Raw genomic sequence first — 19,953 nt, forward strand, 5'->3', positions numbered from 1 at the left:
TGACTCCTTAATAACGTAATCGGGAAAAGATAAAAATTGGCTATTTCTGACCCTCAGGGCGCAGGGCGTCCCCGGGGTTGATTACCGTGTAAATTGCCCGTTAACGGGCGTGAATTATCCGGGGCCAGCGGAATACCTTTTTCCGCATTGCGCAAGGTGAACTAGCGTTTTCTTCGCGCCGCCGGAATGAATCCCCGGCGGCGCAGGCCTGAAGAAAGCCTGAGAAAACCTCAGGCTAAAAAATCAGAATGTGGTGGGAGTATGGGCGCTAATGATTCGGCAGATACCCGCCGAGGTGTTGCTGAAGCTATGCGGTATGCCGGTGTTAATGGCATAGCTTTGCCCAGCCACCAGGTGATACGCCTGACCGTTAATGGTCAGCACGACTTCACCCTCCAGTATGGTGCCTATCTCCTCACCCTGATGCTTGATCCTCTCCCCGGTTGTGGTTCCAGGCTGGTACGTTTCAAAAATCATCGCCAGCGTGCGGTTCGGATTGCCATTATGAACCAGCTTCATCGACACCCCCTGACTGCCGATTTCAATCAGATCGTCCTGATTGATAACCACCTGGGGTTCAGCCGGTTTTTCTGGTTCAGAAAAGAATTCCGAGAGCGACAGCCCGTAGACTTTCAGCAGCTTTTGCAGCGTACTGATGGCAGGACTGACTTTGTCCTGTTCTATGGTGCTGATGGCACTATGTGTTAACCCAGACAGTTCGGCGGCACGACGCTGTGAGAGACCCAGCTGTTGGCGGATCTCTGACAGACGTTTCCCTGGCGCCAGTCCGTCATCGCTCATATTTGCATTTCCTTAACGGTAGTGGTCAGAGTCGCTGTTTTTCGGCGACATAGTTCTGACAGGCGGTGATAAAACCCTCAAACAACATTCGCGACAGGGCGTATTCGCTACTGTTCCATTCAGGATGCCACTGCACGCCGAGGGCGAAAGGATGGTCGTTAACGCTGACCGCTTCCGCCAGCCCGTCCGGAGAACGCGCCTCCACGCGCAGCCGTGGACCCGTGGTTTTCGCTCCCTGTCCGTGTAACGAGTTTACCCAAAACGTGTTGCAGCCCGGTATTAACTGAGAAAGTAATCCTCCTTCCTGAACCTGAACTTCATGCGAGGGCGCATATTGCTGCTCGACGGGAAGTTCGGGGTCCTCGCGGTGTTCAAGAAGCTCAGGCTGCTCGAACAGACGACGATACAGAGTCCCGCCGGTGGCGACAACCAGTTCCTGTAGTCCACGGCAGATGGCGAAAATGGGGATGCGCCTTTCGAGCGCGGCGTCGATCAGCGCCATGCTCAGAAGATCACGCCCGGGATCGGCGTCAGGCTCATCGCCGTTTTCACCATAGAGGTGCGGCTGTACGTTGCTCGGGCTGCCGGGCAGATAAATACCATCCAGTTTTGGCAGTAGCGCGGAAAGCAGTTCCGGCTCCGCCAGCGCGTGCGGCAGGGCAATCGGCACGCCGCCGGCGTTAACAATCGCGTTCAGATACTTCTCTTGCAGAGTCTGGGTCTGGTGACCCTTAAGCCTGTTTCGACACATCACCACGCCAATAACTGGCTTGTACATTATATTTTCCATGATCGCCCTCACAAAGTGGACTAAATTATGACCGGATTAGCGGGTAAAACGGCCATTTCGTTCAATATTTTCTCAATCTAGCAGTGGATATAGCCCTTTGCAAACTTAATTTAACATTTGACAAACAATTTGTTTGCATACACATTCGAAGAGTGGACATTATATTTAACAGTGCCATTCAGGGTCCGAAACTAAAACAACGGCGGTGAATCATGGAAACCAATATCGTAGAAGTTGAGAATTTTGTTCAGCAGTCGGAAGAGAGACGGGTAAGCGCGTTCACCTGGGAAGTGAAGCGCTACCTCGAGCGTTACCCCAATACGCAATACGTAGATGTACTGTTAACCGACCTGAACGGCTGCTTCCGCGGTAAGCGGATCCCGGTGTCCGGCCTGAGCAAACTGGAGAAGGGCTGCTATTTCCCGGCTTCGGTGTTCGCGATGGACATTCTCGGCAACGTGGTGGAAGAGGCGGGACTCGGCCAGGAGATGGGCGAACCGGATCGCACCTGCGTACCGGTGCTGGGAACCTTAACGCCGTCAGCGGCGGACCCGGAATACATCGGTCAGGTTCTGCTGACCATGGTTGATGAAGATGGCGCTCCCTTTGACGTTGAGCCGCGGAACGTTCTGAACCGGCTCTGGCAGCAGCTGCGCCAGCGCGGGCTGTTCCCCGTGGTAGCGGTAGAGCTGGAGTTCTATTTACTTGACCGCAAGCGCGACGCGGAAGGCTACCTGCAGCCGCCGTGCGCGCCGGGAACCGGCGATCGCAATACCCAGAGTCAGGTTTACTCCGTCGACAACCTCAACCACTTTGCCGACGTGCTGAACGAAATCGATGAGATCGCCCGGCTCCAGCTGATCCCGGCGGACGGCGCGGTGGCGGAAGCCTCTCCCGGTCAGTTTGAAATCAACCTCCACCATACCGATAACGTGCTCGACGCCTGCGATGACGCGCTGGCGTTAAAACGTCTCGTGCGTTTGATGGCGGAGAAGCATAAGATGCACGCCACTTTTATGGCCAAACCCTATGAAGAGCACGCCGGTAGCGGGATGCATATCCATATCAGCATGCAGAACAACAAAGGCGAGAACGTGTTGGCGGACGCGGACGGCGAAGATTCCGCGATGTTAAAACGCGCGCTCGCCGGGATGATTGACCTGATGCCGGCGTCGATGGCGCTGCTGGCGCCGAACGTCAACTCGTATCGTCGTTTCCAGCCGGGAATGTACGTGCCGACCCAGGCGTCGTGGGGGCACAACAACCGGACGGTGGCGCTGCGCATTCCGTGCGGCGATCGGCACAACCACCGCGTCGAGTATCGCGTGGCCGGGGCGGACGCCAACCCGTACCTGGTGATGGCGGCGATTTTCGCCGGCATCCTCCACGGTCTGGATAATCCGCTGCCGCTACAGGAAGAGGTGGAAGGCAACGGCCTTGAGCAGGAGGGGCTGCCGTTCCCGATTCGCCAGAGCGATGCGCTGTGGGAGTTTATGCAAAACGATCACCTGCGCGAGCGGCTTGGCGAACGTTTCTGCCACGTTTATCACGCCTGTAAAAACGACGAATTACTGCAGTTTGAGCGGCTGATCACGGAAACCGAAATCGAGTGGATGTTGAAAAACGCCTGATTGCCGCCCCGCAGGGGGCAGCTTAGCGTTATCACGAGTAGCATCATACGGCCTGAGCGGAGCCTGGTCGGACGTTTTTGCTGGGAGCCCAGCCATTCCCGGATGCCGCGTTAAGGAGCGCAGGCGGCAACGGGGCTTCAGTTAACGACACAGTGTGTAACGAGGTAGGAAATGATGCAGATGTTTAAATATCCGCAGGGAGAAGGGGGCCGTCATGGCCGCATGGAGTGCGCCGCCACCGCTCGTCGGTTCTTTTTACCTTTTGATTTGCCATTAACCCCGTTGCGAAGCAGGTTGGTTTCCCGGTCTCTACGACCGCAAACCCGGATGTGCAGCGGGGGAAATGGCCATGGCTATTAACACCTCTCTCGATAACGCCTCTGAAGCGGGCAAACCGCGGCTGCGCAAGTCTCTCAAGCTGTGGCAGGTGGTGATGATGGGCCTCGCCTATCTGACCCCGATGACGGTTTTTGATACTTTCGGCATCGTTTCCGGCATCAGCAACGGCCACGTTCCGGCCTCCTATCTGCTGGCGCTGGCCGGCGTGCTGTTTACCGCCATTAGCTACGGTAAGCTGGTACGCCAGTTTCCGCAGGCGGGATCGGCGTATACCTACGCGCAGAAGTCGATCAGCCCGCACGTCGGGTTTATGGTGGGCTGGTCTTCGCTGCTGGATTATCTGTTCCTGCCGATGATCAACGTTCTGCTGGCCAAGATTTATCTTTCCGCGCTGTTTCCGGACGTGCCGCCCTGGGTATGGGTGGTGACGTTTGTGGCCATTCTGACCGCGGCGAACCTGAAAAGCGTCAATCTGGTGGCGAACTTCAATACCCTGTTCGTGCTGGTGCAGATCTCAATCATGGTGGTCTTTATCGTGCTGGTGGTGCAAGGGCTGCATAAAGGGGAGGGCGTCGGTACCGTCTGGTCGCTCCAGCCATTTATTAGCCAGAACGCGCACCTGATCCCGATTATTACCGGGGCGACGATAGTCTGCTTTTCGTTCCTCGGCTTTGATGCGGTGACGACCCTCTCCGAAGAGACGCCGGACGCCGCGCGGGTGATCCCGAAAGCTATCTTCCTGACCGCGGTCTACGGCGGGGTGATTTTTATTGCCGCCTCGTTCTTTATGCAGCTCTTTTCCCCGACATTAGCCGTTTTAAAGACCCGGATGCGGCGCTGCCGGAGATCGCCCTCTACGTCGGCGGCAAGCTGTTCCAGTCGATTTTCCTGTGCACCACCTTTGTGAATACCCTGGCGTCAGGCCTGGCCTCACACGCCAGCGTTTCGCGCCTGCTGTACGTCATGGGCCGCGATAACGTTTTCCCGGAGCGCATTTTCGGCTATGTCCATCCAAAATGGCGGACTCCGGCGCTGAACGTGATCATGGTGGGCATCGTCGCGCTGTCGGCGCTGTTCTTCGACCTGGTCACCGCCACGGCGTTGATTAACTTTGGCGCGCTGGTGGCGTTCACCTTCGTTAACCTGTCGGTGTTTAATCACTTCTGGCGGCGGAAGGGCTTTAACAAAACCTGGAAAGATCGCTTTCACTATCTGCTGCTGCCGATGGTCGGCGCGCTGACGGTGGGCGTTCTGTGGATTAACCTGGAGGCGACCTCGCTGACGCTCGGTCTGATATGGGCGGGCCTGGGTTTGCTGTATCTGACTTATCTGACCCGCCGCTTCCGTAAGCCGCCGCCGCAGTTTGACGGGGCTAAAGCGGAACAGGCCTGGGAATCGTAACGATTTTTTAGTTCAGACATAAAGGCAGGCCGGCGAGCCTGCCTTCTTTTTGTCATTCTCGTTTGAAATCAGGCGGTCGGGGAGAAATAGCAGGGGCAGAAGGTAAGAATAGTGAGGATGAATTATTTCTTTTTCTTATGAGTTGGCAGCTGTGCGGAGCGCCGATCCTTGACATAGGAGACCAGGCTGTAGATGGCTACTCCCAGCAAAACCACCGCGACGATAAAGAGCAGGATACCTGACATAGATTAACCTAATGTTATGTTTAACATGAAGAAAAAATACCGTGATATCGGGATAATAGCATCGGGATATTTCTTAAAGATGACCCGATGAATCAGACGAGAATAGACTGCCAGCAGTGCACTGAAATTATTATTTACATGAATAAATGTGAAGAGTAAAGCGCGATGATGGTGAAAAAATGAACGAGTAACACTCGTTTAAGCGAATTTACAGACGAGAGCGCGACGGGCTGCTACCCTTGGCCCGCTAAATAAGGGGTGAGAGTCACAAATGTTTAATAAGCAAATCATCGCTGTTGTTGGGCCGCTGCTGGTTCTGACGTCGTTCAATAGCCTGGCCGAGCCCGGGAACCCGTCAATTCGCGAACGTATTGTCGATCAGGTTTTAAAACCCTGCGAAGGTAAAAAAGCTGGCGATAAAGTGCTGATCGTCGACCATCGCGGCGGCAAGCATGAAGCTATCTGCACCCTCGCGGCGGTGCCGCTGCCGGAGTAACGCCATCCCTCTGATTTCACGCTTCCTGCGTCACGGCGGAAAGCGTATTTCTTTCCGCACTTTGCGAGCCATTGCCCGGAAAAATGTCATAAATTTGTCACAATTAAGGCGATGATAATCACTGACTGAGGGTTAAGGGATGAGAAAAAGTCTACTCGCCGCCGCCGTGGCCGGCGTTGTCTTACTGTCCGCTGGCGTCCAGGCGCAGGAACAGGCCGCACCGGAAGGGTATCAGCTTCAGCAGGTGCTGATCATGAGCCGCCATAACCTGCGCGCGCCGCTGGCGAACAACGGCAGCGTGCTGGAGCAATCCACGCCGAAGTCCTGGCCGGAGTGGGATGTTCCCGGCGGCCAGCTGACGACCAAGGGCGGGGTGCTGGAAGTCTATATGGGGCACTATATGCGTGAATGGCTGGCGCAGCAGGGGCTGGTGACCAGCGGCGAATGCCCGCCGGAGAACGCGGTCTACGCCTATGCCAATAGCCTGCAGCGCACCGTCGCGACCGCGCAGTTCTTTATTACCGGCGCGTTTCCCGGCTGCGGGGTGACGGTGCACCATCAGGAAAAAATGGGCACCATGGACCCAACGTTTAATCCGGTGATCGTCGACGATTCCGCCGCCTTCAGCGAAAAGGCGGTGCAGGCGATGGAGAAAGAGCGGCAGGGGATGCAACTGGGCGAAAGCTATAAGCTGCTGGAGGCGATAACCGACTACCGCAATTCTCCGTCCTGTAAAGAGAAGCAGCAGTGCTCGCTGAGCGAAGGGAAGGATACCTTTAGCGCCAAATATCAGCAGGAGCCTGGCGTTTCCGGGCCGCTTAAGGTCGGTAACTCGCTGGTTGACGCCTTTACGCTGCAGTATTACGAGGGATTCCCGAAAGACCAGGTCGCCTGGGGCGAAATCAAAACCGATAAGCAGTGGCAGGTGCTGTCGAAGTTGAAAAACGGCTATCAGGATAGCCTGTTTACTTCCCCTGAAGTGGCGCGCAACGTGGCTAAGCCGCTGGTGAAATATATTGACAACGCGCTGGTGGGCGATGCGGCGAAGGCGGCGAAAGTGACGCTGCTGGTGGGACACGACTCCAACATCGCTTCGCTGCTGACGGCGCTGGATTTTAAACCCTATCAGCTGCATAACCAATATGAGCGCACGCCTATCGGCGGCAAGCTGGTGTTCCAGCGCTGGCATGATAACGGCGGCAATCGTGATTTGATGAAGATTGAGTACGTCTATCAAAGCACCGAGCAGCTGCGCAATGCCGATGCGTTAACCCTGCAGTCGCCGCCGCAGCGGGTGACGCTGGCGCTGAACGGCTGTCCGGTCGATGATAACGGCTTCTGCCCGATGGACACCTTCAAAAAAGTGATGGCCGAGGCGACAAAATAACAGAGCATAAAAAACCCGGAGCAATCCGGGTTTTCGGTTATGGCGGGCGCAGGCGCTCCGCTGATGTAGCCCGAGCAAGTCGCTCTGCGCCGCCCCCGGGAAGCTCATGCAAGAACTCCCGGAGGCGGTATTGCGTACCTGTCCGGGCTACACGTTTTTGCGTTCGATAGTTTGTTCGCCCCAGAACAGGGAGTCTTTATCCGTTTTGGCGAAGGCGAGGGGCAGGACTTCATCGCTGCCTTCCTCCCAGATTTTCTCCGCCAGCTTTTCATCGTAATGGGCTAATTCAAAAATCGCCTCGGCAATTTCAGGAGACGTATTGCGCAGACTTGCCCATTCACCGACGCGGTGGGCCTTTGCTTCTTGATTCGGCATGCTTTCCTCCTGCTGAAGATTAACCGTGTAGTTTTACTGCCAGGCCCGCAACGTGCTCTCCCTGATAGCGGGCAATCGCCAGCTCCTCTTCGCTCGGCTGACGCGAGCCGTCGCCGCCGGCAATGGTGGTGGCGCCGTAAGGCGTACCGCCGCGAACCTGCGAGACATCAAATAGCTCCTGGGCGCCGTAGCCGATCGGCACAATAATCATCCCGTGGTGGGCAAGGGTGGTCCAGGTTGAGGTAATGGTTTGTTCCTGGCCGCCGCCGGTGCCGGTCGAGCTAAACACGCTGGCCAGCTTGCCGTACAGCGCCCCGGATGCCCACAGACCGCCGGTCTGATCGAGGAAGGTGCGCATCTGTCCGGACATATTGCCGAAACGGGTAGGGGTACCAAAGATGATGGCGTCGTACTCCGCCAGCTCCTGCGGCGTGGCGACGGGCGCGTTTTGCGTTTTCCCGCCTGCTTTGGCAAAAACCTCTGCCTGCATGGTTTCCGGCACGCGCTTCACGACCACTTCAACGCCATCCACCTTGTTTGCCCCTTCGGCGACGGCATGCGCCATGGTCTCGATGTGTCCGTACATAGAATAATAAAGCACCAGAATCTTAGCCATTTGCATCACTCCTCGGTTGCGTTATGAGCCAGCCAGTCGACTGGCTATCTTTAAAGATAAGACCTGTGACGAAGAGTGCAAATGCAACAATCATTTATTTGATTTATAACAAAATTGCAAAAAACGAGGACTGTTGCAAAAAGATACATCTTTAGTGGCGCCATTTTAGGCTGTCATAAGAGCCGCTTAGCGCGCGTCCGGCGTAATAGCGGCAGTTCTTATACAAAATCTATTTCAGGATGTGACGATATCCACCCGGCACGGCTTTCCTTCGCTAACCTTAAAAGCACGTGATACGCAACCCGTATCGCGGAGGCTAAAGCCTCGTGTTTCACCTAATGCAGCATGATGTCTAACCTAAATGGAGGTCAGTAATGGCAAACCATCGTGGCGGCGCCGGCAACTTTGCCGAAGACCGTGAAAGAGCATCAGAAGCAGGTCGTAAAGGTGGCCAGCACAGCGGGGGGAACTTTAAAAACGATCCTCAACGCGCATCCGAAGCGGGTAAGAAAGGGGGTAAAAACAGTCATGGTAGCCGCGAAAGCTAGCGTCCCCTGATTGTTTGCTGATGGGGGTTAATCTCCCGGGCCCGACCCCATCGCCCTCGCCGCCGACGTTACGTCGGCGGTTTTTTTTGTCTCTTTGCCGCGGCCGTTGAGCGGGAGGAACTCCCGGCTCGCGGCTACGGGTTTACCGTTGCCTGCGGACCGGTAGCCCGGACAAGGCGCGTTAAGCGCCGCCTCCGGGAAGCAACGCAGCTTCCGTAGCAGCACACGCTTTCATACTGGGGTGACGTTAGTTTGCCCGGCCTCACGCGGACGGCGGTTAAGCAGAGCGTGCAGCAGAATTGCGCCGAAGGTGGCCGTACCGATCCCGCCGAGGGTGAAGCCGCCGAGAGAAAGCGCGAAATCGCCCGCCCCCAGCACCAGCGTCACCGCCACCATAATCAGATTCGCGTTCTGGCTCAAATCCACGCGGTTCTGCACCCAAATCCGCGCGCCCGCGACGGCAATCAGGCCGAACACCACAATCGATGCGCCCCCGATCACCGGTCCCGGAATGGTATGGATCAGCGCGCCGAATTTCGGTGAAAATCCAAGCAGCATCGCAATCAGCGCCGCCGCGACGAACACCAGCGTTGAGTACACTTTGGTGACCGCCATCACGCCGATATTCTCCGCGTAGGTGGTCACCCCGCTGCCGCCGACCGAGCCGGAGAGCATCGTGGCCAGCCCGTCGCCGACGAACGCCCGCCCCATGTACGGGTCCATATTGCGACCGGTCATCCCGGCTACCGCCTTCAGGTGACCGAGGTTTTCCGCCACCAGAATCACCGCCACGGGGGCGATCAGCATCATTGCCTGGCCGTTAAAGGTCGGGGCGGTTATCTGCGGCAAGCCAAACCACGCCGCCTGCGCAAGCAGGCTAAAATCCAGCGGTTTGCCCAGCCCGAGGCCGTTGGCCAGCAGCGCGTACAGCGCGCAGGCAATAATCAGCCCGACGAGGATCAGCAGGCGCTGCAGCATTCCGCGGGTAAACACCGCCACCAGACCGATGCACAGCACCGTCAGCACCGCCATCCAGCCGTCGAACGGCGTCGCTGACACGCTGCGCACCGCGATTGGCGCGAGGTTAAGGCCGATCGCCATGACCACCGCGCCGGTAACTACCGGCGGCATCAGCCGCTCGATCCAGCGGGTGCCGATTTTCATCACCACCAGGCCAATCAGGGTATAAACCAGCCCGCAGAGAATAATCCCGCCCAGCGCGACGCTGAGGTGCGGGTTAAGTCCCTGGCCGTTGAAGCCGGTGACGGCGATCACCACGCCGACGAAGGCGGCGCTGGAGCCCAGGTAGCTCGGCACGCGCCCGCCGGTAACCAAAAAGAACAGCAGGGTGCCGACGCCGGACATCAGGATCGACAGATTGGGATCCAGCCCCATCAGGATTGGCATCAGAACGGTCGCGCCAAACATCGCCACCGCGTGCTGAACGCCCATCACCACGGTTTGCCCGACCGACAGCCGTTCATCGGGGGCCACGACGCCGGAGGCGGCGGAGGGGGAGGTTAACTGCCAGCGAGGAAAATCGAAGAGAGCCATGATGAGATCCTGGGTTAAAGGTTAACAGGCTGGACGCATCAGCGTGTGGTAGCCGCGGTCGAACCACATCAGTCCGCGCGGTTCCGGATGGCGTACAATCGCCGCCACTTCGCAAAAAAGAATATCGTGAGTCCCGACGCTGACGATCTGGCTGATACGGCAGTCGAAGCTGACCAGCGCCGCTTCCAGACGCGGGCAGCCGGTCGCGCCGGTTTGCCAGTCGGCGGCGGCGAAGCGCTCCGCCATCGGCGTTTTACCGCCGAAAACGTTCGAGAGTTCTTCCTGGCCGGCCGCCAGGGTGTTGACGCACAGCGCCTGGTGCTGGCTGAAGATCGGCCACACCGAGGCGGAGCGATTCAGGCAGACCAGCAGCGTGGGCGGCGCGTCGGTGACGCTGCAGACGGCGCTGGCGGTAAAGCCGGCGCGGCCTGCCGGACCATCGGTGGTGATAATGTTCACCGCCGCCCCGACGTGGGCCATGGCGTCGCGAAAGCTTTGTTTATCGGCAATAGACATACGGGCTCCTTATGCCAGCTGGCAGGCATCATCAAAAGGCAGACGCGGCAGGCGGCCGTACAGCTTGCCGGGATCGCCGTAGCCGATATTGATCAGCAGGTTGCTTTTCCAGCCGCCGTCGGCAAAAAACGCCGCATCGACCATTTCGCGGTCAAAGCCCGACATCGGGCCGGTGTCCAGGCCCAGCGCGCGGCAGGCGAAAATCAGGTATGCCGCCTGCAGTGAGCTATTGCGAAAAGCGGTCTCCTCCGCCATCTGCGGGCTGGAGGTAAACCAGCTGCGGGCGTCGCCGTGGGGGAACAGCTCCGGCAGCCGATCGTAAAATGCGCGGTCCCAGGCGACGATAGCGGTGGCCGGCGCCTGCATGGTTTTCTCGACATTGCCGCTCGACAGAGCCGGGCGCAGCTTCGTTTTGCCTTCCGCCGTGCGCACGAAGACGATGCGCGCCGGGGAGCAGTTGGCGGAGGTCGGCCCCATTTTCAGCAAGTCGTAGATTTCACGCAGCTGCTCGTCGCTGACCGGCTTATCCAGCCAGCCGTTGTGGGTTCGGGCCTCGGTAAACAGCGCGGCGCAGGCGGCCGGGCTAATGGCTTCGCTCATAGGTTCTCCTGGGGGACGGGCAGCATCGCGGCAAGCCCGTCGCATAAAATAGGGTTAAAGGCGGCGGTATCGGTGACGTTGCAGGCGTGGCCGCCCCAGGCCATTTCCGCCAGCTGGCTGCCGGGGATTGCCGCCTGCAGCACCCGGGAGCAGGAGGCCGGGACCAGCAGATCGTCAGCGGCGCTGATGATCAGCGTCGGACAGGTTATCGCTGCCGCCCGGCGTGAAAAGTCGGCCTGCTTGAGGGCGTTCAGTCTTTTCAATAGATTCTCTTTGCCCTGGAAATGACTGATGGCGAGCGCGTCTTCGGCCTCCAGCCGCGGCAGGCGCGAGGCCATCCACTCCGCCGGGTAGAGGAACAGCGGCTGCGCCTCCACCCATGCCTGCGCGCCGCCCGCGTGCAGCAGGCGTTCGCGCACCAGGAAGCAGCGGCGGGTATGCGGGGAGAGCGTCAGCCAGCCGTTTACCAGCACCAGGGCGCTTACCGCTGCGGGATAATCCAGCGCCAGCTGTAGGCCAATCAGCGCGCCCAGGGCGTGGCCGACCAGCGCAAAACGCTCAATCCCTGCCGCCTGCAGCGCCGCGTAAAGCTCCTGCGCCATGGCGGCCATGCTGTAGCCTGTCGGCAGCGGGCCGCCGTTTTCGCCGGTGCCGTTATGGTCATAGCTCACCAGCTGATAGTGCGGTTCGAGCGCCGCCCGCTGCGGTAGCCAGTAGCCGCCCGCGCCGCCGAGCCCGGCGCTCAGAACCACCGCCGGCGCGCCCGGATAAGGCGCCGGGGAGATGTTCAGCTTCATCATGCCGGTTTCCCGATATGGGCGACGGTGGCGATCTCCACCAGCGCATCGGGCTTCACCAGCCCGCACTGTATGCAGAAACGCGCCGGTTTGTCGCCGGGGAAGAACTCCGCGTAGACCTCATTAATCGCGGCGTAGTTTTTCCAGTCGGTGATAAAAATGCTGTTGAAGGTCACATCCTCCATACTGCCCCCCGCCGTCTCGATAACGCTCTTGATGGTTTCCAGCACGTGGCGGGTTTGCGCCTTTGGGTCGCCGATATACACCACGTTGTTTTGCTTATCGAACGGCAGGGTGCCGGAGACGTAAACCACGCCATCGGCCAGCGTACCGGGGACAAACGGCGCGATAGGCGTGGTGGTGCCTGGCGGAATAATCACCTGTTTAGGCATAACGTTTCTCCTCGGTAAAGGCGTGCGGCGCGGCGGGCTCAAGGGCGGTACAGAAGCTGGCGACATCGCTGACCCAGCCAAAGAAGGTTTCAATATTGAACAGCGCCGCCTGCTGGGCAAACGCCGGACCGGCCTGATGGGTGGCGTCCTCCAGTACGATGCCGAAATATTCGAGGAAGAAGCCGTCGCGCAGGGTTGATTCCACGCAGACGTTGGTGGCGATACCGGTAAACACCAGATGGCGGATGCCGCGGCTGCGCAGGATGCTGTCGAGCGCGGTGTTAAAGAAGCCGCTGTAACGCGGTTTTGGCAACACGATATCGCCGGGCAGCGGTTTCAGCTGATCGACCAGCTGGTAGTCCCAGCCGCCTTTCGCCAGCAGCTTGCCCTGCAGCTCCGGGTTCTTACGCATGGTTTTCAGCGCGTTGGATTTATGAAAATTCGGCGAGCCGGGGCCGCCTGCTTCTACGTACTGGTCGTCCCAGCCGTTCTGGAACCAGATAATCAGCATCCCGGCGGCGCGCGCGGCGGCCACGGCGAGGTTGATATTGTCGATAACCGGTCGGGTGGCGGAAACGTCAAATCCGGCGAGGTCGAGATAGCCGCCCTGGCTGGCGTAGGCGTTCTGCATATCGACGATGATCAGCGCGCTCTGCTGCGGCGCGAAGGTCAGGGATTCCGGGCGAGCGGGTAGGGTAATCATCAGGCAACCTCTTGAGTCATGGTGGCGATATGGTCGCGGCAGCGCATCAGCGGCTGAATACGCTGACCAAAGGCTTCGATTCCGATCAGGAAATCATCAAACGTCAGCAGCACGCCGTCGGTGCCGGGAACCGCCGCCACTTCGTCGAGCATGCGGGCGACGCTGGCGTAAGAGCCGACAAGGGTACCCATATTGATGTTGACAGCCGAGGTGGGGTCGGCCATCTGGCGCACGTTGGTATCGCTGCCGGAGCGGGTGTCTTTCTGGCTCTGTTCGGTAAGCCACGCCAGCGCCTCGTCATCGGCGCCGGCTTTGTAATGTTCCCATTTGGCGCGGGCCGCCTCGTCGGTCTCGTCGGCGATCACCATAAACAGGACGTAGGAGCCGACGTCGCGGCCGGTTTTTTCCGCCGCCTGCATCATGCGCGCGGCGGTGGGGGCGAAGGCGGTAGGGGTATTGACCCCTTTGCCGAAGCAGAAGTTGTAGTCCGCGTGCTGGGCGGAGAACGCTATACCGGCGTCGCTTTGCCCGGCGCAGATCACTTTCATCGGCTGCGACGGCTGCGGGCTGACGCGACAGTCGTTCATGGTGAAGTAGTCGCCTTTAAAGTCGCTGCGTCCGGTTCCCCACAGGTCGCGCAGCACCTGGACATATTCGGTGAGATAGTCGTAGCGGCTGGCGAAGTAGTCGTCGCCCGGCCACATGCCCATCTGCTCGTATTCCGGTTTTTGCCAACCGGTCACCAGATTGACGCCAAAGCGGCCGCCGGAAATGGAGTCGATGGTCGAGGCCATGCGGGCGACGATCGCCGGGGGCAGCGTCAGCGTAGCGGCGGTGGCGTAGATCTGAATGCGCGAAGTGACGGCCGCCAGTCCGGCCATCAGGGTGAAGGACTCCAGATTATGATCCCAGAATTCGGTCTTGCCGCCGAAGCCGCGCAGTTTAATCATCGACAGCGCGAAATCGAAGCCGTAGTGTTCGGCTTTTTGCACGATGGCCTTATTCAGCTCAAACGTTGGCATGTACTGGGGAGCATGGGTGGAAATCAGCCAGCCGTTATTACCAATCGGAACGAAGACACCAATTTTCATACCTACCTCTCTGCATGTCGTTGAACAAGAAGGCGCGCGGCGCTGCATCCTGCATCTCCCTCAATCACCTCGCCTGAAAGATAAAGCAAAGGCGATGCCAGTTTTACAAAGGTTAATGTTATTAGGGTGTTACTGGATGGTTGCCGAAAATAGCAGCAATAAAAGTGGACTGAATGGTCAAAATCGGTGCACGAAAAAACCGCAGTCGTGCGCAATCAGGGTGCAGAGAGTCGTGTCGGCGCTGGGCTTTTGCTATGCTGATGGCGTGAAAAGAAGGAGATGATGAATGGCACAGGGCAGCGTGAAAAAGATCGGCAAACGTTCACTGGCGGTGAGCGCGAAAAAAGAGGCGATCCTGGCCGCCGCGCTGGACGCGTTCTCGCAGTTTGGTATCCACGGTACGCGGCTTGAGCAGGTCGCCGAGCTGGCCGGGGTATCAAAAACGAACCTGCTCTACTACTACCCGTCGAAAGAGGCGCTGTATATTGCCGTGCTGCAGCAGATTCTGGCTATCTGGCTGGCGCCGCTGAAGGCCTTTCGCGAAGATATCAGCCCGCTGGTGGCTATCGGCGAATATATTCGCCTCAAGCTGGAGGTGTCCCGCGATCACCCGCAGGCGTCAAGGCTGTTCTGCCTGGAGATGCTGCAGGGCGCGCCGCTGCTGATGGGTGAACTGACCGGCGATCTGAAAGCGCTGGTGGATGAAAAGTCGGCGATTATTTCCGGCTGGGTCGAGAGCGGCAGGCTGGCGCCGGTTGACCCGCAGCACCTGATCTTTATGATCTGGGCGACCACACAGCATTACGCCGATTTCGCCACTCAGGTTGAGGCGGTAACCGGCGCGACGCTGCGCGATGAGGCGTTTTTTCAGCAAACCGTTGATAACGTCCAGCGGATGATTATTGAAGGGATCCGCGTGCGTTAATTGGCGGGCGGCAGCGGGCAGCTCTGATCGCCATCCTCGCACTGCAGCAGCGAGGCGAGGAACGACTCGCGCTCGACGGTTTTATCGGACATGCACTGGTTGATCAGCATCGGCTGTACGCTGCCGCCCTCAGCGCCGGAGGCGAGGAACTGACAGTCGGCGTCGCGCAGGGCAATCCACGACAGCTGCGCTTTTTTCAGCAATTCCTGCTGCTTGCCGGAGGCGCGCTTCAGCGCTTCCTGATACGTTTCATTTAATTTTTTGTCGTCAGCCTGGTACTGCTCGGCGGTGCACTGGTTCATTTCCGTTTGATTGCTGGCGTTGCTGCATTCGTCCGCCAGCGCATGGGTGCTTGCCAGCAGCGCGGCAAAAGCGAGTAAAGTGCGTTTCATTGGTCAACTCCCATAAAAAAAGCTCCCGTCCGGGAGCCTTAATTAACCACAGCCTGCGCCTGGTGTCATTAGCTGACGTTGTGCCGTCCGTTTTCCCGGGGGCGGCGCGGAGCGCCTTGCCCGGGCTACGGGTACGCGCGGCCTGCGTTGGGGTAGCCCGGGTAAGGCGTTAGCCGCGACCCGGGGAGCGGTCTTAGCCAATCGTCATCAGGCTGGCGTTGCCGCCGGCCGCGGCGGTATTGACGCTGAGCGAACGTTCAATATAGAGGCGCTCCAGCAGCAGATTGCTCTCGCCGCGGGCGAAGCCCTGCACCGAAACGATCGCGCCATCGCGCGCCGCCACCTGTTCGCACAGCTCCCGCAGCTGATCGGAATCGCCGTGGTAGATAACCGCATCGAAAGGCTCGGTCGTCAGGGTTTCCGCTTTGGCGAAGTGGATCCGCTCGCTGACCTCGCGCGGCAGCTTTTTCGCCAGCTCGCGCTGCAGAGGGGCGTCCGGCCACAGCACTTCGCAGCCAACGGCGGTCACGCCCGCCAGTTGGGTGAGCGCGTCCTGCTCGTTATCGGCCACGCACAGCACCCGGTCGCGCGGCATAAAGGTCAGGGTGTTGCGCTCGCCGGTTGGCCCGGGCAGCAGACGCTGGGTTCCGGCCTGTGCCTGCTCGCTGAACTGCTGGCACAGGGCCTGCAGTTCCGGGCGATCCGCCGCCCACTGCTGTAAAGCAACCAGCGGTTTTTCCAGTAGCGTCTTCAGCTGCGCGTCCAGCGGGTACTCCGCGTCCTGACGGGCGAGGGTGATCCCGACGGCGTTCTGCGGGCGGCTGGAAAGCAGTCGGTACAGATACAACGGGCCGCCGGCTTTTGGACCGGTACCCGACAGGCCCTCGCCGCCGAACGGCTGCACGCCGACCACGGCGCCGACCATATTGCGGTTGACGTACAGGTTGCCGACGTTGGCGCTGCCGGTAACCTGAGCGATGGTTTCGTCAATACGGGTATGTACGCCGAGGGTCAGGCCGTAGCCGGAGGCGTTGATCTGTTCGACCAGCCCCTCCAGCTCGTTGCGGTTATAGCGCACCACGTGCAGCACCGGGCCGAAGACCTCTTTTTTCAGCTCGTCGAAGCTGTCGAGCTCAATGAGCGTCGGCGGAACGAAAGTACCGCTGGCCCACTCGCGGGAATCTTCGCCGTTTTCGCGCACCGCCTGGAAGACTTTGCGCCCTTTGGCGCGCAGCGTCTGGATGTGGCGCTCGATATTCTCTTTGGCTTCGGCGTCAATCACCGGCCCGATATCGGTGGTCAGACGCCCCGGGTTGCCCATCCGGCACTCGGCCATCGCGCCGCGCAACATGGTCAGCGTATGGTCGGCGATATCATCCTGCAGGCAGAGTACGCGCAGGGCGGAGCAACGCTGTCCGGCGCTGTCGAACGCCGAGGCGAGAACGTCGATCACCACCTGTTCGGTTAATGCTGAAGAGTCAACGATCATCGCGTTCATGCCGCCGGTTTCGGCGATCAGCGGCGTCGGGCGGCCCTGAGCGTCCAGGCGGCTGGCGATATTGCGCTGCAATAGGGTGGCGACTTCGGTTGAGCCGGTGAACATCACGCCGCGTACGCGCTCGTCGGAAGTCAGCGCGGCGCCGACGGTTTCCCCGCGGCCCGGCAGCAGTTGAATAACGCCCGGCGGCACGCCCGCTTCCAGCAGGATCGCCACGCCCTGAGCGGCGATGAGCGGCGTCTGCTCGGCCGGTTTTGCCAGCACGGTATTGCCTGCCGCCAGCGCGGCGGCAATTTGTCCGCTAAAGATCGCCAGCGGGAAGTTCCACGGGCTGATACAGACGACCGGGCCCAGCGGGCGATGGGTTTCGTTGTCAAAATCGTTGCGCACCTGGCCGGCATAATAGTGGAGGAAATCCACCGCTTCGCGCACTTCGGCAATCGCGTTGCTGAAGGTTTTCCCCGCTTCGCGTACCAGGATGCCCATCAGGGTCGGCATCTGGCCTTCCATCAGCACCGCGGCGCGTTCGAGGATCGCTGCGCGCTCCTGCGGCGGGGTGGCGAACCAGATTGGCGCGTTGTTAACCGCGCTGGTCAGCGCCTGCTGAACTTCGTCATCGCTGGCTTCGCGCACGTAGCCGACGATATCTTTTGGCTCCGCCGGGTTGATGACTGGCTGCATTTCGCCTTCGGCCACCGGGTGCTCCAGCATCGGCAGCGCCTGCCATTTGTGCAGCGCGCTGTTTAATAACGAGGAGGAGAGGGAGGCCAGACGATGCTCATTGGCCAGATCCAGGCCAGCTGAGTTACTGCGCCCCTTGCCGTAGAGATCGCGCGGCAGCGGGATTTTCGGGTGTGGCAGGCCCACCTGACCTTCCTGCTGGGCCAGTTTTTCCACCGCGGCGACCGGGTCGGCAACCAGCTCGTCCAGCGGCAGGGTGCTGTCGGCGATCCGGTTAACAAACGAGGTGTTGGCGCCATTCTCCAGCAGACGGCGCACCAGATACGCCAGCAGCGTTTCGTGGGTGCCAACCGGCGCGTAAATACGGCACGGGCGGTTCAGTTTGCCATCGGCGACCTTACCGGTGACCTGCTCGTACAGCGGCTCGCCCATGCCGTGCAGGCACTGGAATTCGTACTGTCCAGGGTAGTAGTTCTGCCCGGCCAACTGATAAATCGCCGCCAGGGTGTGGGCGTTATGGGTCGCGAACTGCGGGTAGATCAGGTTCGGCACCGCCAGCAGCTTTTTCGCGCAGGCCAGATAGGAGACGTCGGTGTAGACCTTGCGGGTATAGACCGGATAGCCTTCGAGGCCATCCATCTGCGCGCGTTTGATTTCGCTGTCCCAGTAGGCGCCTTTTACCAGACGAATCATCAGGCGACGGCGGCTGCGGGTGGCGAGGTCGATCAGGTAGTCAATCACGAACGGGCAGCGTTTCTGGTAGGCCTGAATGACAAAGCCAATCCCGTTCCAGCCCGCCAGCTCCGGCTCAAAGCAGAGTTTTTCCAGCAGATCGAGAGAGATCTCCAGCCGATCGGCCTCTTCGGCGTCAATGTTGATGCCGATATCGTACTGGCGCGCCAGCAGGGTCAGCGACTTGAGGCGCGGGTAAAGCTCTTCCATCGCGCGGTCGTACTGGGCGCGGCTGTAGCGCGGGTGCAGCGCGGAGAGCTTAATCGAAATGCCCGGTCCTTCATAAATGCCCCGTCCGTTGGAGGCTTTGCCGATGGCGTGGATCGCCTGCTGGTAGGAGACCATATAGGCCTGGGCATCGTCGGCGGTCAGCGCCGCTTCGCCGAGCATATCGTAGGAGTAGCGGAAGCCTTTGTCTTCCAGCTTGCGGGCGTTGGCCAGCGCTTCGGCGATGGTTTCGCCGGTGACGAACTGCTCGCCCATCAGGCGCATCGCCATATCGACGCCTTTACGAATCAGCGGCTCGCCGCTCTTGCCGATAATGCGGTTCAGCGAACGCGACAGGCTGGTTTCGTTATGGGTCGAGACCAGCTTGCCGGTAAACAGCAGCCCCCAGGTGGCGGCGTTGACGAACAGCGACGGGCTGCGGCCGATATGCGACTGCCAGTTGCCGTTGCTGATTTTGTCGCGGATCAGGGCGTCGCGGGTGGCTTTGTCCGGAATGCGCAGCAGCGCTTCCGCCAGGCACATCAGCGCCACGCCCTCCTGTGAGGAGAGCGAGAACTCCTGCAGCAGGCTTTGCACCATTCCGGCGCGGCCGCTGGCGGTTTTCTGATTGCGCAGCTTTTCCGCCAGCTGATACGCGAGCTTGTGCGCCTGTTCGCCGAGAGTCTGCGGCAGGCGAGCCTGCTCCAGCAGCATCGGTACGGCGTCGGTTTCGGCCCAGCGCCAGGCGGCGGTGATCGACGCGCGGGAAACGGACTGCGGCAGGATCTGCTCGGCGAAATCGAGGAAGGGCTGATAAGGTTCGTCAGCCGGGTTACCGGCCTCATCGCTTTCGTTGGCCGCGCCGGACAGCAGCGCCGGCAGCTCCGGCAGCGTCTCGTCGTTTTCCAGCTTTTCCAGATAGTTGAAAATGGCCTGTTTAATCAGCCAGTGCGGCGTGCGGTCAATACGGCTCGCCGCGGATTTAATACGTTCACGCGTCGCGTCGTCAAGTTTTACACCCATGGTGGTGGTGCCCATGTCAGGAACTCCTGTAATAGAACGTCTTCGTGCCAAGATGAGGTTGCGTAGAAATATCTACCATGTTGCAACTTTGTGCAACCTTGTTAATTGAGAATTGTGTGGCAGGTAGTAAAACGCCGGGATTGTTAAAAATAATGACGAAAATAACAGATATTTATCCCCTGTCTAATAAGGTATTTCTATGCGTCACTTAAC

At 59.4% G+C, this 19,953-nt stretch carries 19 protein-coding genes and 1 pseudogene; 6 read left to right on the forward strand and 14 right to left on the reverse strand.

All coding sequences use genetic code 11. From position 1 onward, the window contains the following. Positions 1-243 precede the first annotated feature (243 nt). Together puuR and puuD are read right to left on the reverse strand one after the other, a co-directional pair. A complete protein-coding gene (gene puuR / locus CMQ96_RS10505) occupies positions 244-801 on the reverse strand; it encodes an HTH-type transcriptional regulator PuuR (RefSeq protein WP_004849766.1) in 558 nt (185 codons plus the stop codon). A gap of 25 nt (positions 802-826) precedes the next feature. Continuing rightward, positions 827-1,579 (reverse strand): gamma-glutamyl-gamma-aminobutyrate hydrolase, encoded by a 753-nt coding sequence (puuD, locus tag CMQ96_RS10510; RefSeq protein WP_162685309.1) that lies wholly within the window; start codon positions 1,577-1,579, stop codon positions 827-829. A gap of 224 nt (positions 1,580-1,803) precedes the next feature. Here puuD and puuA point away from each other — a divergent pair, with 224 nt between their 5' ends. Next, on the forward strand, positions 1,804-3,222 hold the full coding sequence (gene puuA, locus CMQ96_RS10515; protein WP_098066785.1) for a glutamate-putrescine ligase: 1,419 nt from the start codon (positions 1,804-1,806) through the stop codon (positions 3,220-3,222). A 349-nt stretch (positions 3,223-3,571) separates the two neighbouring features. Then, positions 3,572-4,962, forward strand: a pseudogene (locus tag CMQ96_RS10525) (APC family permease). A 122-nt stretch (positions 4,963-5,084) separates the two neighbouring features. Here the strand turns inward: CMQ96_RS10525 and CMQ96_RS10530 are convergent. Beyond that, positions 5,085-5,207, reverse strand: a complete 123-nt coding sequence (locus tag CMQ96_RS10530; protein ID WP_004131271.1) for a small membrane protein — start codon at positions 5,205-5,207, stop codon at positions 5,085-5,087. A gap of 271 nt (positions 5,208-5,478) precedes the next feature. Here CMQ96_RS10530 and CMQ96_RS10535 point away from each other — a divergent pair, with 271 nt between their 5' ends. Together CMQ96_RS10535 and agp are read left to right on the forward strand one after the other, a co-directional pair. Then, a complete protein-coding gene (locus tag CMQ96_RS10535) occupies positions 5,479-5,703 on the forward strand; it encodes a hypothetical protein (protein ID WP_049131429.1) in 225 nt (74 codons plus the stop codon). Positions 5,704-5,842: 139 nt separating this feature from the next. Further along, positions 5,843-7,090: a bifunctional glucose-1-phosphatase/inositol phosphatase gene (gene agp, locus CMQ96_RS10540; protein WP_004131275.1), complete on the forward strand. Its 1,248-nt coding sequence runs from the start codon at positions 5,843-5,845 to the stop codon at positions 7,088-7,090. Positions 7,091-7,237: 147 nt separating this feature from the next. On the opposite strand, the gene CMQ96_RS10545 is transcribed toward agp, so the two are convergent. Further along, on the reverse strand, positions 7,238-7,465 hold the full coding sequence (locus tag CMQ96_RS10545) for a YccJ family protein (protein ID WP_004131277.1): 228 nt from the start codon (positions 7,463-7,465) through the stop codon (positions 7,238-7,240). Between the two features lie 19 nt (positions 7,466-7,484). Further along, entirely contained in the window at positions 7,485-8,081 is a 597-nt protein-coding gene (gene wrbA / locus CMQ96_RS10550; protein WP_004131278.1) for an NAD(P)H:quinone oxidoreductase, read from the reverse strand. A 374-nt stretch (positions 8,082-8,455) separates the two neighbouring features. Here wrbA and CMQ96_RS10555 point away from each other — a divergent pair, with 374 nt between their 5' ends. Continuing rightward, on the forward strand, positions 8,456-8,629 hold the full coding sequence (locus CMQ96_RS10555; RefSeq protein WP_004131287.1) for a general stress protein: 174 nt from the start codon (positions 8,456-8,458) through the stop codon (positions 8,627-8,629). 231 nt (positions 8,630-8,860) lie between these two features. On the opposite strand, the gene rutG is transcribed toward CMQ96_RS10555, so the two are convergent. Genes rutG through rutA form a run of 7 tightly spaced genes read right to left on the reverse strand, consistent with a single transcriptional unit; the run spans position 8,861 to position 14,282 of the window. Next, a complete protein-coding gene (gene rutG, locus CMQ96_RS10560) occupies positions 8,861-10,183 on the reverse strand; it encodes a pyrimidine utilization transport protein G (protein WP_004131289.1) in 1,323 nt (440 codons plus the stop codon). A gap of 21 nt (positions 10,184-10,204) precedes the next feature. Next, positions 10,205-10,699 carry an NADH-dependent FMN reductase RutF gene (gene rutF, locus CMQ96_RS10565; protein WP_024359582.1) on the reverse strand — a complete coding sequence of 165 codons (495 nt, stop codon included), beginning with the start codon at positions 10,697-10,699 and terminating at the stop codon, positions 10,205-10,207. 9 nt (positions 10,700-10,708) lie between these two features. Further along, entirely contained in the window at positions 10,709-11,299 is a 591-nt protein-coding gene (locus CMQ96_RS10570) for a malonic semialdehyde reductase (RefSeq protein ID WP_024359581.1), read from the reverse strand. Further along, complete coding sequence (gene rutD, locus CMQ96_RS10575; RefSeq protein ID WP_024359580.1) at positions 11,296-12,099, reverse strand: pyrimidine utilization protein D; 804 nt, start codon at positions 12,097-12,099, stop codon at positions 11,296-11,298. Before rutD ends, CMQ96_RS10570 begins: the two co-directional genes overlap by 4 nt. Then, positions 12,096-12,488, reverse strand: a complete 393-nt coding sequence (rutC, locus tag CMQ96_RS10580) for a pyrimidine utilization protein C (protein WP_004871301.1) — start codon at positions 12,486-12,488, stop codon at positions 12,096-12,098. The genes rutD and rutC overlap by 4 nt, the downstream gene beginning before the upstream one ends. Then, positions 12,481-13,191: a pyrimidine utilization protein B gene (gene rutB, locus CMQ96_RS10585; protein WP_098066786.1), complete on the reverse strand. Its 711-nt coding sequence runs from the start codon at positions 13,189-13,191 to the stop codon at positions 12,481-12,483. Before rutB ends, rutC begins: the two co-directional genes overlap by 8 nt. After that, positions 13,191-14,282 (reverse strand): pyrimidine utilization protein A, encoded by a 1,092-nt coding sequence (gene rutA, locus CMQ96_RS10590; protein ID WP_064342450.1) that lies wholly within the window; start codon positions 14,280-14,282, stop codon positions 13,191-13,193. Before rutA ends, rutB begins: the two co-directional genes overlap by 1 nt. 286 nt (positions 14,283-14,568) lie before the next feature. Here rutA and rutR point away from each other — a divergent pair, with 286 nt between their 5' ends. Then, positions 14,569-15,207, forward strand: coding sequence for an HTH-type transcriptional regulator RutR (gene rutR / locus CMQ96_RS10595; RefSeq protein ID WP_004871292.1), 639 nt, complete (start codon positions 14,569-14,571; stop codon positions 15,205-15,207). On the opposite strand, the gene CMQ96_RS10600 is transcribed toward rutR, so the two are convergent. Together CMQ96_RS10600 and putA are read right to left on the reverse strand one after the other, a co-directional pair. After that, complete coding sequence (locus tag CMQ96_RS10600) at positions 15,204-15,599, reverse strand: lysozyme inhibitor LprI family protein (protein ID WP_004849815.1); 396 nt, start codon at positions 15,597-15,599, stop codon at positions 15,204-15,206. The genes rutR and CMQ96_RS10600 overlap by 4 nt on opposite strands. A gap of 193 nt (positions 15,600-15,792) precedes the next feature. After that, the gene (gene putA / locus CMQ96_RS10605) at positions 15,793-19,755 is read right to left on the reverse strand and encodes a trifunctional transcriptional regulator/proline dehydrogenase/L-glutamate gamma-semialdehyde dehydrogenase (protein ID WP_098066787.1); all 3,963 of its coding nucleotides are present in this window, start codon (positions 19,753-19,755) and stop codon (positions 15,793-15,795) included. Positions 19,756-19,953: the final 198 nt, after the last annotated feature.

Source organism: Klebsiella sp. MBT K-1, assembly GCF_002556465.1.
Taxonomy (GTDB): domain Bacteria; phylum Pseudomonadota; class Gammaproteobacteria; order Enterobacterales; family Enterobacteriaceae; genus Klebsiella; species Klebsiella grimontii.

What these genes read in the sequence shown, in the direction of transcription:
- puuR (WP_004849766.1), bottom strand. Translation starts at nt 801, where the DNA reads ATGAGCGATGACGGACTGGCGCCAGGGAAACGTCTGTCAGAGATCCGC.
- puuD (WP_162685309.1), bottom strand. Translation starts at nt 1,579, where the DNA reads ATGTACAAGCCAGTTATTGGCGTGGTGATGTGTCGAAACAGGCTTAAG.
- puuA (WP_098066785.1), top strand. Translation starts at nt 1,804, where the DNA reads ATGGAAACCAATATCGTAGAAGTTGAGAATTTTGTTCAGCAGTCGGAA.
- CMQ96_RS10530 (WP_004131271.1), bottom strand. Translation starts at nt 5,207, where the DNA reads ATGTCAGGTATCCTGCTCTTTATCGTCGCGGTGGTTTTGCTGGGAGTA.
- CMQ96_RS10535 (WP_049131429.1), top strand. Translation starts at nt 5,479, where the DNA reads ATGTTTAATAAGCAAATCATCGCTGTTGTTGGGCCGCTGCTGGTTCTG.
- agp (WP_004131275.1), top strand. Translation starts at nt 5,843, where the DNA reads ATGAGAAAAAGTCTACTCGCCGCCGCCGTGGCCGGCGTTGTCTTACTG.
- CMQ96_RS10545 (WP_004131277.1), bottom strand. Translation starts at nt 7,465, where the DNA reads ATGCCGAATCAAGAAGCAAAGGCCCACCGCGTCGGTGAATGGGCAAGT.
- wrbA (WP_004131278.1), bottom strand. Translation starts at nt 8,081, where the DNA reads ATGGCTAAGATTCTGGTGCTTTATTATTCTATGTACGGACACATCGAG.
- CMQ96_RS10555 (WP_004131287.1), top strand. Translation starts at nt 8,456, where the DNA reads ATGGCAAACCATCGTGGCGGCGCCGGCAACTTTGCCGAAGACCGTGAA.
- rutG (WP_004131289.1), bottom strand. Translation starts at nt 10,183, where the DNA reads ATGGCTCTCTTCGATTTTCCTCGCTGGCAGTTAACCTCCCCCTCCGCC.
- rutF (WP_024359582.1), bottom strand. Translation starts at nt 10,699, where the DNA reads ATGTCTATTGCCGATAAACAAAGCTTTCGCGACGCCATGGCCCACGTC.
- CMQ96_RS10570 (WP_024359581.1), bottom strand. Translation starts at nt 11,299, where the DNA reads ATGAGCGAAGCCATTAGCCCGGCCGCCTGCGCCGCGCTGTTTACCGAG.
- rutD (WP_024359580.1), bottom strand. Translation starts at nt 12,099, where the DNA reads ATGATGAAGCTGAACATCTCCCCGGCGCCTTATCCGGGCGCGCCGGCG.
- rutC (WP_004871301.1), bottom strand. Translation starts at nt 12,488, where the DNA reads ATGCCTAAACAGGTGATTATTCCGCCAGGCACCACCACGCCTATCGCG.
- rutB (WP_098066786.1), bottom strand. Translation starts at nt 13,191, where the DNA reads ATGATTACCCTACCCGCTCGCCCGGAATCCCTGACCTTCGCGCCGCAG.
- rutA (WP_064342450.1), bottom strand. Translation starts at nt 14,282, where the DNA reads ATGAAAATTGGTGTCTTCGTTCCGATTGGTAATAACGGCTGGCTGATT.
- rutR (WP_004871292.1), top strand. Translation starts at nt 14,569, where the DNA reads ATGGCACAGGGCAGCGTGAAAAAGATCGGCAAACGTTCACTGGCGGTG.
- CMQ96_RS10600 (WP_004849815.1), bottom strand. Translation starts at nt 15,599, where the DNA reads ATGAAACGCACTTTACTCGCTTTTGCCGCGCTGCTGGCAAGCACCCAT.
- putA (WP_098066787.1), bottom strand. Translation starts at nt 19,755, where the DNA reads ATGGGCACCACCACCATGGGTGTAAAACTTGACGACGCGACGCGTGAA.